This is a genomic window from Demequina aurantiaca (genome assembly GCF_050598105.1).
GTDB classification, from domain to species: domain Bacteria; phylum Actinomycetota; class Actinomycetes; order Actinomycetales; family Demequinaceae; genus Demequina; species Demequina aurantiaca_A.
This window is the reverse complement of the sequence record NZ_CP192436.1, coordinates 2730263-2742011: the sequence shown is the minus strand read 5'-3', so window position 1 is coordinate 2742011 and position 11749 is coordinate 2730263. Positions and strand designations below refer to the sequence as shown.

The following is an 11749-nucleotide window of genomic DNA, read 5'->3' as shown; positions in this document are numbered from 1 at the left end:
ATGCCGACCACCTCTCTCGCCCCCAAGCTCGCTGCCGCCGGGATTCACGGGGCGGGCCTCGTGCTCGGGTTGGTTTATCTCGCCGGCGGGCTGGACGTGGTGCTCGGCTCCCTGGCGCCCGATGCCTCGGCGGGGCGCCGCTGGCTGCTCGCCACCGCGGGAGTCGTCTACTTTCTCCGCTTCCTGGTGACCCAGTTCGTGATGCTCAAGCGAGCTTTCCCTTGGGAGGAGGCCTGGCAGGTCGGGATATGGGCCACAATCCTGCAGCTCGGCCTGCTGTGGCTGGGCGGACAGACGGCCGCGCCGCTGGGGTGGGTCGCGTGGGCTGGGGTCGCGCTCTACGTAGTCGGCTCGTACCTGAACACGGGCTCCGAATGGGGGCGGCTGGTCTTCAAGCGCGACCCCGCCAACCAGGGCAGGCTCTACACCGGGGGCTTGTTCTCCAGGTCCGTACACATCAACTACTGGGGCGACACTCTGCTCTTCACGGGCTTCGCGCTGCTGACCGGGTCGTGGTGGGCGGCGATCTTCCCCGCGCTGATGACCGCGATGTTCGTCGGCCTCCACATCCCCCGGCAGGACGCGCACATGGTCGAGCACTATGGGCAGCCGTTCCTCGACTACACGGCGCGCACCAAGAAGTTCATCCCGTACGTTTACTAGCGGCAGGCGCGCTCGGCGGTGGCGCGGGCACCTAGGCGTGAGCCCTTCGGCGGTGGCGAGGAGCTCACGCAGCTACTACGAGCGGGCGCGGCGTGCTCGCAGTGTGAGGGTGGGGGCTCCCAGGGCGAGCAGGAGTCCCGCGGTCCAGATGAGGCCGGTGTTCGTGGCGCCCGTGTCGGCCAGTTCTGCGCCCGCCGCGACCGCGACCTCGGTGTCGGCCGCCGCCGTGGGTGTGGGCGTCGGGTCCGGCACTACTTCACTCCACTGTGCGAACAGCGTGAGGTCCTCGGTGATGGGCGTGGCGAACGCGAAGGCGTTGCCGCCGGTGGCGGCGTCGAACCAGCCGTCGAACGTGTAGCCGGTCTCGGTGGGGTCGGTGGGCTCGGCAACGGTGTCGTCCACGACGACGTCGACGGCGGTGGGCGTGGTGCCGTGCCCGTTCGCGTCGAACGTGACCGTGGCCAGGGCCTGGCTGCGGAACTCCGCTTGGCCCGCGGTCCAGGTGGGTGCCGTGAAGCCGGAGTTGCGTGCGTAGTAGCTCACCAACGGGCCGTCACTGGGAAGGTCTACTCCGAAGGCGGCAAAGCCGATCGATGGAGCGTCACCCTCAAAGATCAACGAGGACAATTTATTTGGGCCAAATGCAAAGTTGCTGACCTCGGTGACGCTGCTGGGGATGACTAGCGTGCCGAGCTTGTTGTCCGCGAAGGCGGAGGGGCCGATGGTGGTGACGCTGTCGCCGATGGTGAGCGAGGACAGCGGGTTATCGGAGAAAGCCCATCCGCCGATGGTGGTGACGCCGTCGCCAATGGTGAGCGAGGACAGCAGGTTGTCCGCGAAGACGCCGTCGCCGATGGTGGTGACACCGTCGCCGATGGTGAGGGAGGACAGCAGGTTGTCCGCGAAGGCGGAGGGGCCGATGGTGGTGACGCTGTCGCCGATGGTGAGCGAGGACAGCAGGTTATTGGAGAAAGCGAGTTCGCCTATCGAGGTCACCGTGTCGGGGATGGTTACCGCTATCAGGTCGAAGCCGGAGAACGCATAGTCGCCGATGGTGGTCACGTCGTATTCGGTCCCGCCGATGGTGACTCGGGGCTCAATAAACGGGGAGTCTCCGCCGGCACCCGGGTCGTATGCGGTGGCGGTGGCGACAGCGCCGTCGATTTGGTAGGTGATGCCGGCGATTGTCACGCTAGCTGGTATGGCCGATGCGGGGGAAGTGGCGACGGCGACGGCGATCGTGGCAACGATGGCGGCGACGGCAATGCGAGCCGGCAGGAGGTTCATCTTCAGTACGTCCCTCAGGTTCAAGGCGCCCCTCAGCGGACGACTGCCTCGAACCTAGCCTTTTACCTGGTGATGGGCAAAGTACGTCCCGCGCGGATGGATGCCGGTAGCCCGCTTGCCGGCAAACCGAGAAGCCCCCGCCGCCGGCCCGGGGGGCTTGGACGAGGGGCTCTCGGTTTGCTGGGTGGTGCTCGTCATTTGTGGGTGCGGCGTGCTCGCAGCGCGAGGGCGGTGGCTCCCAGGGCGAGCAGGAGTCCCGCGGTCCAGATCAGGCCGGTGTTAGTGGCACCCGTATCGGCCAGTTCTTCGCCTGCCGCGACCGCGACCTCGGTGTCGGCTGCTGCCGTCGCGGAGGGGGAGGGGGTCGCCGTGGGGGAAGGCGTGGGTGTGGGCGTCGGATCTGGCACGACCTCACTCCACTGGGCGAACAGCGTGAGGTCCTCGGTGATGGGCGTGGCGAACGCGAAGGCGTTGCCGCCGGTGGCGGCGTCGAACCAGCCGTCGAATGTGTAGCCGGTCTCGGTGGGGTCGGCGGGCTCCGCGACGGTGTCGTCCACGACGACGTTGACGGCGGCGGGCGTGGTGCCGTGACCGTTCGCGTCGAACGTGACCGTGGCCAGGGCCTGGCTGCGATACCGCACCTCGCCCGCGACCCAGGAGGGCGCAGTGAAGCCGGAGTTGCGCGAGTAGAAGCCCACCAGCGGGTCATTGGTTTGGGTGACGACGCCAAGCGCGGAAATGCCAATCGACGGCGCATTGCCGTCAAAGGTCACCGAGGTCAACTGGTTCCCGTTGAATGAGTAGTCGCCGAGAGAGATCACGCTGCCGGGGATCGTAAAACTCGTGAGTCGGTTGGAGTTGAACGCGGCGTAGCCGATGCTCGTCACGCTGTCCGGAAGCGTGACGCTCGTCAGTAGATTGTTGATGAATGCGTAGTCGCCGATGGTGGTGACATTGTTGGGAACTTCCACCGTCGTCAACTGGTTGCCTCGGAACACAGATCCCTCGATAGAGGTGATGCCGCTGCCGATCGTGAGCGAAGTCAAAAGGTTGTCCGCGAACGCGTATCCGCCGATGGTGGTGACGCTGTCGGGGACGGTCAGCGATGCCAGTCGGGTGCCGAGGAACGCACTAGTGCCGATGCTGGTCAAGCCCGTGCCCAAGGTCAAACCCGTGATCGAGCTTCTGTAGAACGCCGCAGATCCAATGGTGATGACGCTGTCGGGGATCGTCACGGTCGTCAGGTGGTTGCCGTCGAACGCGAAGGCCCCGATGGTGATGACGTTCTCGGGGATGGTGACCGCGGTGAGGCCCTTGGCCTGGAAAACGTGGTCGCCGATGGTGGTGACGGCGTAGGTGTCCCCGCCGATGACGACTTGCGGTTCGATGTCAATGGCGGTCACGGTGCCCACCTGGGTATAGGTGGTGACGGTCGCGCCGGCCGCAACATTCGAGTCGTCGGCCGTGTAAGTCACGCCGTCAATGGTGACGCTGACGGTCGCGGCGGAGGCGGGAATCGCGGTGAGAGCGCCCGCAATCAGGGCGACAATGGCGGCCGCGGCAACGCGGGCGGGCAGGAGTTTCATCTTCAGTACGTCCCTCAGGTTCAAGGCGCCCCTCAGCGGACGACTGCCCCGAACCTAACGTTTTACCTGGTGATAGGCAAGGTACGTCCTGTAGGTATGGATGCTGGCAGCCCGATTGCCGGCAAACAGAGGAGCCCTCGCCGCCGGCCCTGGGGGCGGGGGCGAGGGCTCCTCTGTGAAGCGGGGTGGTGCTCTATTTGTTAGTGAGTGCGTCGTGCTCGCAGCGCAAGGGCGGCGGCTCCGAGTGCGAGGAATAGCCCTGCTATCCAGATGAGACCGGTGTTCGTGGCGCCCGTATCGGCCAGTTCTTCGCCTGCCGCGACCGCGACCTCGGTGTCGACCTCCGCCGTCGAAGAGGGGGAGGGGGCCGGCGTGGCTGTGGGCTCTGGCACTACTTCACTCCACTGTGCGAACAGCGTGAGGTCCTCGGTGATGGGCGTGGCGAACGCGAAGGCGTTGCCGTCGGTGGCGGCGTCGAACCAGCCGTCGAACGTGTAGCCGGTCTCGGTGGGGTCGGCGGGCTCGCTGACGGTGTCGTCCACGACGACGTCGACGGCGGCGGGCGTGGTGCCGTGCCCGTTCGCGTCAAAGGTGACCGTGGCCAGGGCCTGGCTGCGGTACTCCGTCTCGCCTGCGGTCCAGGTGGGCGCCGTGAAGCCGGCGTTGCGTGCGAAGTAGCTCACCAATGGGTCGTTGGTGAGCCCGACGTCACCAAACGGGGCAGCGCCCATGACCGGAGCGTTGCCTTCAAAAGCCACCGACGTCAGCGGATTTTCGAAGAACGCCACCACGTCGATGAAGGTGACACTGGCGGGGATGGCGACCGACGTGAGCGAGTTGCCCCAGAACGCCCCCTCGCCGATGCTTGTCACGCCGTTGGGGATGGTGACGTGCGCCAGCGAATTTTCGGCGAACGCTGTTTCGCCGATGCTTGTCACGCCATTGGGGATGGTCACCGATTCTAGGTTGTTTCTCCAGAATAAACCGCCGCTGATGCTGGTGAAGCTGTCGGGGATGGTCACCGATGTCAGGTCGTTCTCGCTGAAAACGTATCCGCCGATGGTGGTGACGGTGTCGGGGATGGAGACCTCCTGTAGCAAGTTGTCCCAGAACGCCTGGCCGCCGATGGTGGTGACGCTGTTGGGAATAGTGAGGGACGCCAGCGAATTGTGGGCGAACGCCAAGGCCTCGATGGTGGTGACGCTGTCGGGGATGGTGACGGACTCCAGGTCGTTATACCTGAACGACTGGTAGCCGATGGTGGTGACGCTGTTGGGGATTGTTACCGACGTCAGGCCGTTTGCACCGAACGCGGAGGCACCGATGGAAACCACGTCGTAGGTGTTGGGGCCGATGGTGACTGTCGGGTCGATTTCCGGCGAGGTCCCGCCGACACCAGGGTCGTATTCGGTGACCTCGGCACCCGCGCTAACATTTGCATCGTCCACGGTGTACGTGATGCCGTCGACAGTGATGCTGGCGGTGGCAGCGGAGGCCGGAAGGGCTGTGACAGCGCCCGTAATCAGGGCGACGATGGCGGTGGCGGCGATTCGTGCGGTGACAGTCTTCACAATTGTGGGGTCCTCTAAATGGTGGCACCCCTCATTAGGTGACGCTGCCTAATCTATCCCGGTACTTCGCATTTGGGAAGGAATGCGGATTTGAATACTTGGCGCGGTTAGCCGCCCGCGACCAGCAAGTTGGCGAAAGCCCGGGCAGCGGGAGCTGCGTCGTGCGGCACGCTCACAAAGATGTCGCGGTAGCTGGCGGGCTTGGTGCGCGCCGTGACGATGCCGGGCACGGCCGGGCTCGCGCCCACCGCCATGCTCGGCAGCAGCGCCACTCCCAGTTGCTCGGCCACGAGCTTCTGCACGGTCACGTAGTCCTCGGTGACGAAGGCGACGTCGGGGCTGAAGCCCGCATCGGCCGCGTGCTCGGACAGGTGTGCGCGACAACGCGAGCACCCGGAGATCCACCGCTCGTCCGCCAGCGTCGCGATGTCGACGCGCTTGCGCTTGGCCTGCTCGTGAGACGCGGGCAGCACGACGAGGTACTCGTCGCGCCCAAGCGGCCGCACAGGCAAGTCCGTCGGCGGCGGCGTGGCGTCATCCGCGAAGCCAATGACCAGGTCCGCCTCTCCCGCGAACATGAGGGCGAGCGCGTCGTCGGTCTCCGTCTCCACCAGTCCCACCTCGATGCCGGGATACGTGCGCGCGAACTGTGCGAGCGGGCCCGGCAGGATGGAAGCGCAGTACGACTGGAAAGCCGCGATGCGCAGTCGGCCCACGTTGAGGTCTGCGTGGCGGTGTAGCGTGCGCTCGGCGCTCTCCAGGCTGGAGGCGATCGCGTTGGCATGCTCGAGGAGCGCCTCGCCCGCGGACGTGACCTTGGTGACCCGGCCGACGCGCCTGGTAAGCGGCACTCCCGCGCGTCGCTCGAGGGCCTTGAGGTGGTGGGCGACCGTGGGCTCGCTCAGGCCCAGGGCGCGTGCGGCCGCGGCCTTGGAGCCCTGGCGGGCCACCTCGCGCAGGATCAGCAGTCGCTCTACATCGATCATGAGACCATCATGCCATCGAGGTCTGGGTGTGCACAATGTAATCTTGTGCAGGTCAGAACCGTCCCGGAACATGGATGACATGCTGAACTCCGACATCGCCGCCCGCTACCCGCACATCCCCGGGTACCTCGACACCGCCTCGTATGGCCTTCCCGCGCACGCCACCTCCGCCGCGCTGGCTAAGGCGGCGCACGACTGGTCGGTGGCGGCGACGGACCCGTACGCGCTCGACGCGACGGTCGACAGGATGCGCGTCTCGTTCGCCAGCATCGTCGGCGCCCGCGCGAACGACATCGCCTTGGGCGGCTCCACGTCGCAGATGGTCGGCATGGTCGCGGCCTCGCTGCCGGACGGCGCGCGCGTCCTGGCCGTCGAGCGCGACTTCTCCTCCGTGGTCTACCCCTTCCTCAGCGACCCGCGCCTGAATGTGACCTTGGTGCCGCTCGAGCGCCTAGTGGACGAGGTGCGGACGGGCATCGACTTGGTGGCCGTCAGCGCCGCGCAGTCGTGCGACGGCAGCGTGGTCGACCTCACGGCGCTCGCGATGGCCGCCCACTCCGCCGGCGTCAAGACGCTGATCGACGTCAGCCAGTCCGCCGGGTGGCTGCCCATTCACGCGAGCGACTTCGACATGGTGGTCGCCAGCGCCTACAAGTGGCTGAGCTGCCCGCGCGGCATCGCGCTCGCTGCCATCCACCCCGAGGCCACGTGGATTCGCCCCGTGTGCGCCAGCTGGTACGGCTCCGACGATCCGTGGAATTCGCTCTACGGCCCGGACGTGAAGCTCAGCTCCCTGGGCCGCCGCCTGGACACCTCGCCCCCGTGGCAGCTGGTCGAGGCGGGCGCCATCGCGCTGGAGACGCTGGCCGCGCAGGACATTCACGAGGCCTACACGTACTGCACCGGTCTGGCCAACGACCTGCGCTCGGCATTGCGCATGCCCGCGAGCAACAGCGCGATCCTGTCCGTGACCGGCATCGACGCGTCCGCACTCGCCGATGCAGGGGTGCGGGCCTCCGCGCGCGACGGCCGCGCACGGCTGAGCTTCTACGTCTACAACGACGCGGCGGACGTGGAAATGGCGGCCCGTGTGCTGTCCGCCCACGCCCGCCCGCTCCAGCGGGCGTAGCCGCAACCCTCAAGCACGCCGCGCCGGCCCCACAGGAGCGGAGTCGACCGTTTGGTGCCGAGCCCCGGGCGCGACCGTTTGGCTCGCGCCCATGAGTTTCCTCACACTGGGCTCCCGTTCGTCCCTGGTAACCGCTAGCCTGACGGGGCAACTGCCCCCGGCATCGGGGCATGGCTATTTTGGGGGCACTATGGCGCACGCGGCCGCACGACTCGGAACTACGGCACTGCGCGCTGGCGCGATCGGCGTCGCCACGGCGCTGGTCCTTGCGGCCTGCACCGGCGACAATGACACGGAGTCCGACGACGCGGCCTCGCAGGGCTCCGACCCCGCGTCGGTCGTGACGCCCGGCACGGCGAGCTCCTCGCACGTGGACAACGCGTACGCGGGCGCCACCATGTACGTCAACGACAAGTGGTCCGCTCAGGTCGAGGAGACGGCCGATGCCGCTGAGGGTGACGACGGCGACCTCGCCGATGCCATGCGCGACATAGCGGATACCCCGACGGCCGTCTGGATGGACCGGATTAGCGCGATCGACGGCAACGCGGACGGCCCCGGCCTGCGCTATCACCTGGACGCCGCGCTCGAGCAAGCGGACGGCGACGAGCAGATGATCCTCACCGTGGTGATCTACGACCTCCCCGGCCGCGACTGCTTCGCGCTGGCCTCGAACGGCGAGCTACCCGCGACCGATGAGGGCCTGGCGCGTTACGAGTCCGACTACATCGACCCGATCGCCCAGATGCTGGCCGAGGATAAGTACGCGAGCCTGCGGGTCGCGGCGATCATCGAGCCGGACTCGCTTCCCAACCTGGTGACGAACGACTCCGACCCCAAGTGCCAGGCGGCCGACCCCTACTACCGCGACGGTGTCGCGTATGCACTCGACTCGTTCGCGCCGCTCGACAACGTCTACACGTACATCGACGCGGCACACTCCGGGTGGCTGGGATGGGACACCAACTCAGGACCCACCGCACAGCTGTTCGCGGAGGTGGTCAAGTCCACCGAGGCAGGCTTCGACTCCGTCGACGGCTTCGTCACCAACACCGCCAACTTCACGCCGCTCGAGGAGCCGTACCTGACGGACCCCGAGCAGCAGGTCGGCGGGCAGCCAGTGAAGTCAGGCGCGTTTTACGAGTACAACCCGGACTTCGACGAGGCCGACTGGACGGCGGATCTCTACACCCGGCTCGTAGGCGAGGGCTTCCCGGAGAGCATCGGCATGCTGGTGGACACCTCGCGCAACGGCTGGGGCGGCGAGGACCGCCCGACGTCCGCGGGCTCTGGCTCCACCGTCGACGCCTTCGTGGACGAGTCCAAGATTGACGCCCGCACCCACCGAGGCGCGTGGTGTAACCAGGACGGCGCCGGGCTCGGCCGGCTCCCGCAGGCGCTTCCCGACGGGTACGAGGCCTCTCACCTGGACGCGTTTGTCTGGGTCAAGCCACCCGGTGAGTCTGACGGCGGCTCCAGCGAGATCGACAACGACGAGGGCAAGGGCTTCGATCCGATGTGCGACCCGGGCTTCAGCACCGAACGGCTGGCGGGCAACACGACCAACGCGCTCGCCGATGCCCCGCTCGCGGGTAAGTGGTTCGCCGCCCAGTTCGCCCAGCTCGTGGCGAACGCGTACCCGGAGGTGGGCGCGGAGGTCCCCGCGCCCCGCACGGACGCCGATGCGAACAAGCCGGTCGGAGCCGAGACGGAATCGTCGGAGCAGGCCCAGGAGGACGGCTCGACCGGGGATGACTCCGCCGCGGCCGAGGGCGACGAATCCGCCGGCGACTCCGCAGCCGGCTGTACCGCGCAGCTCACGGTGGTCAACAAGTGGGGGACGGGCTTCGAAGCCCGCGTGAAGGTGAAGGCGACGGGCCCTATCACTGGGTGGGTCGTCACGATGTCACTGCCCAAGGGCTCCGCCGTGAACAACATCTGGAACGGCGACAACAGCGGCAAGACGGGGACGTTCACCGTTGGCGACGCGGGCTGGAACGGCGCCCTCGCCAAGGGGGGCACCGGCGAGTTTGGGTTCGTGGGCGACGGAGTTGCCCCCGAGCCCTCCTCGCTGGAGTGCAGCGCGAGCTAGTCCTGGTTGAGTTCCAGGCCGAGCGCGCGTGCGCGAGCGACCGCGGCGTTCGCTCCCGCAGCGATGACGCCCTGGAGGCCCGCGGCCTGCATGGCGTCTAGAGCGGCGATGGTGGTGCCCTTGGGCGAACTCACGCGCTTGCGCAGCGTCTGGGGCGCGTCGCCGGTCTCCGTGAGAAGGTGAGCCGCGCCGATGAAGGTCTGCGCCGCGAGGGCCGTAGAGAGCTCGCGGTCCAGGCCCTGGGCGACGCCGGCCTCGGTGAGCGCCTCGACCATCGCATAGAAGTAGGCCGGGCCGGAGCCGGACACCGCGGAGAGCGCATCGATCTGCGACTCCTCGATGGCCACGACCATGCCCATCGCGCTGAGCATTCCCGCCACCAGGTCGAGGTGTGCCTGATTGGCGTTGGCCCCCGCTGCGATGCCGGTGACGCCGCGCGCCACGATCGACGGGGTGTTCGGCATGGCGCGGACCACGGGCGTGCCCGCCGGGAGTCGCTCCTCGTAGAACGAGGTGGATAGCGCCGCGGCGACCGTGATGACCATAGCGCCGTCACGGAGGTTCGCCGAGACGTCGGGCATGATCTGGCCGACCTGCTGAGGCTTGACGCAGATGATGACGATGTCGGCGCCGTCAACGGCGGGCGCGATCTCCTTGGTGGCGTCGATGCCGTGCGTCTCCTGCAGCGCCGCCGCACGGACGTCGCCGTGGTCGGCCACCACGATCTTGTCGGCCGGCCAGCCGGCCACCCGCAACGCGGTGATGATGGTGCCGCCCATCACGCCGCCGCCCAAGACGGCTACGCGGGGGGTGTCGGACGTGGTGTTGGTCGCAGATTCGCTCATGCGACCAGGCTACCCCGCTGGCTAGAAGCCGAACCCATATACGAACGTGTACACCGAATCGTTGTCTCCCGTTGCGGAGAATACGGTCGTGTTGTTGCTCCACAGCACGGTGGGTCCCGCGTCAGAGCCGATGTAGACCTGCGTGCCCACGTCCTGGCCGTCAACGGTCACCGGTTGCTGGTCGGTGCCGTCCACGTTGAGGCCATCGAAGACCTGCTGAGCGTCCTCGACGGTGTAGCTCTGCCACGCGCTGACGACAATCTGGTCGGTGCCATCGGAGTAGGTCAACGTGACCTGCTCGGCTACGCCCTCGGGCAGTTCCTCATCGGCCGTGGCGTCCGCGTCTGTCGCGTCCGCGTCGGAGGCAACGGCGCTCTGGGAGGTGTAGTCGGTGAGCACGTACGCGCCGACCGTGGTCGGCATCGCCGCGAGGAAGTCCGTGGGGTCCGTGAATGCCACGGGGGAAGCGGTGGGTTCCGCGGGCGCGCTCACCACGGTCTGCGCGGGCAGCACCACGTCCGCCGGCTTGAAGAACAGCGCGTAGATCCCGTAGCCGATGCCGGCCATGACGAGCAGGCCGACGATGGCCAGGAACGCGGTGGAGGTCCAAAACGAGCCAGCTGAGCCCTTGTCCTGGGCGCCCTCTGCGCCGTCCACCGGGGGCAGCGTGGGAAGGCCGCCGTCCGGCGCATCGGTGCCAGGCTCGGGGGTGGCGGCGGCGGGAGACGTCTGGGCGGCATCGGCTGGCGCTATTGCGCTCGCCGGGGTGCCGGTGTTTGATCCTGCGGCCATCTGGTCCTCCGGCTGGGGTGCTGTGGTGGGGGTGTCGTTAACGCTCTGCCATCGGGGCGCCGGGACCGGGGGCGTGTACGCGGGCTCGGCCGACTCCTCGAGAGTGGCGTGCGCGAGGGGCGACTCGGTCCTCTGGTCGGCGGGGGGCTCCTCGTCCTCTTCGTCCGCCGGGGTGGGCTCGTAGCGAGGGACAAAGGCGGGCTCGTCGTCGAACGCCGGCAGTTCGCCCACGGCGAGCAGCGCAGCCACCGACGGCGGCACCTTGCGAAGGCTTCCCGTGACGGGCGCCGATGGCGGGGTCGCGTCACTGGCGTCCTGGCTCGCCTCCTGGTCGACCTTCGGCGAGTACGGCGCGAGGTACGGCGACACGGGAATCGACTCCGAAGCGGGGTTGGCGTCAGGCGCGGAGACAACTTCGATCTCCGTGGTGACGGGGGCCGTCGGGAAAGTCTCCGCGGCATCGGGCATGGTGACGGCGGGAACCAGTTCCACGTCGTCGGCCTCGATGGGCGTGGGCACCTCAGCGCGAGTCGCGGCGCCCGGCTTGGGAGGCTTGGCGGGGGTGAGCCCGTGCGTGTCGAACACGGATTGTGCGCGCTCTTCGAGCTCGGGGGCGGAGGGCGTGTTGGGCGTGATCGTGGGCCCCTCCGAGTCAGCGCCGTGGCCCTCGGCGGTCGGCAAATCGTCCTGCGGGGTTACGCGTTGCCATTGCGAGGCGCGCCTCGACGTGTCGGACTCAGGTGCCATGCCGCCAGCCTACGGCGAAAACCCCCGTTTCTGCCGCGTTCCCTGCGGGTG

Annotated in this window: 9 protein-coding genes; 3 read left to right on the top strand and 6 right to left on the bottom strand. The window is 67.8% G+C overall.

From position 1 onward, the window contains the following. Entirely contained in the window at nt 1-663 is a 663-nt protein-coding gene (locus ACQU6B_RS12620; protein ID WP_430867890.1) for a DUF1295 domain-containing protein, read from the top strand. A 75-nt stretch (nt 664-738) separates the two neighbouring features. Here the strand turns inward: ACQU6B_RS12620 and ACQU6B_RS12615 are convergent, their stop codons facing one another. The 4 genes from ACQU6B_RS12615 to ACQU6B_RS12600 all read right to left on the bottom strand — a co-directional run bounded on the left by ACQU6B_RS12615 (nt 739) and on the right by ACQU6B_RS12600 (nt 6093). After that, a complete protein-coding gene (locus ACQU6B_RS12615; RefSeq protein ID WP_430867889.1) occupies nt 739-1950 on the bottom strand; it encodes a leucine-rich repeat protein in 1212 nt (403 codons plus the stop codon). Between the two features lie 194 nt (nt 1951-2144). Then, nucleotides 2145-3536 carry a leucine-rich repeat protein gene (locus ACQU6B_RS12610; protein WP_430867888.1) on the bottom strand — a complete coding sequence of 464 codons (1392 nt, stop codon included), beginning with the start codon at nt 3534-3536 and terminating at the stop codon, nt 2145-2147. Nucleotides 3537-3736: 200 nt separating this feature from the next. After that, a complete protein-coding gene (locus tag ACQU6B_RS12605; RefSeq protein WP_430867887.1) occupies nt 3737-5107 on the bottom strand; it encodes a leucine-rich repeat protein in 1371 nt (456 codons plus the stop codon). 107 nt (nt 5108-5214) lie between these two features. After that, nucleotides 5215-6093: a LysR family transcriptional regulator gene (locus ACQU6B_RS12600; RefSeq protein ID WP_430867886.1), complete on the bottom strand. Its 879-nt coding sequence runs from the start codon at nt 6091-6093 to the stop codon at nt 5215-5217. Nucleotides 6094-6163: 70 nt separating this feature from the next. Here ACQU6B_RS12600 and ACQU6B_RS12595 point away from each other — a divergent pair, with 70 nt between their 5' ends. Both ACQU6B_RS12595 and ACQU6B_RS12590 read left to right on the top strand, forming a co-directional pair. Continuing rightward, the gene (locus ACQU6B_RS12595; RefSeq protein WP_430867885.1) at nt 6164-7222 is read left to right on the top strand and encodes an aminotransferase class V-fold PLP-dependent enzyme; all 1059 of its coding nucleotides are present in this window, start codon (nt 6164-6166) and stop codon (nt 7220-7222) included. 91 nt (nt 7223-7313) lie between these two features. Continuing rightward, nucleotides 7314-9314, top strand: a complete 2001-nt coding sequence (locus ACQU6B_RS12590) for a glycoside hydrolase family 6 protein (protein WP_430867884.1) — start codon at nt 7314-7316, stop codon at nt 9312-9314. On the opposite strand, the gene proC is transcribed toward ACQU6B_RS12590, so the two are convergent. Both proC and ACQU6B_RS12580 read right to left on the bottom strand, forming a co-directional pair. Continuing rightward, nucleotides 9311-10159 carry a pyrroline-5-carboxylate reductase gene (proC, locus tag ACQU6B_RS12585; RefSeq protein WP_430867883.1) on the bottom strand — a complete coding sequence of 283 codons (849 nt, stop codon included), beginning with the start codon at nt 10157-10159 and terminating at the stop codon, nt 9311-9313. The genes ACQU6B_RS12590 and proC overlap by 4 nt on opposite strands. Nucleotides 10160-10180: 21 nt before the next feature. Next, nucleotides 10181-11698 carry a hypothetical protein gene (locus ACQU6B_RS12580; protein WP_430867882.1) on the bottom strand — a complete coding sequence of 506 codons (1518 nt, stop codon included), beginning with the start codon at nt 11696-11698 and terminating at the stop codon, nt 10181-10183. Between the last annotated feature and the right edge of the window lie 51 nt (nt 11699-11749).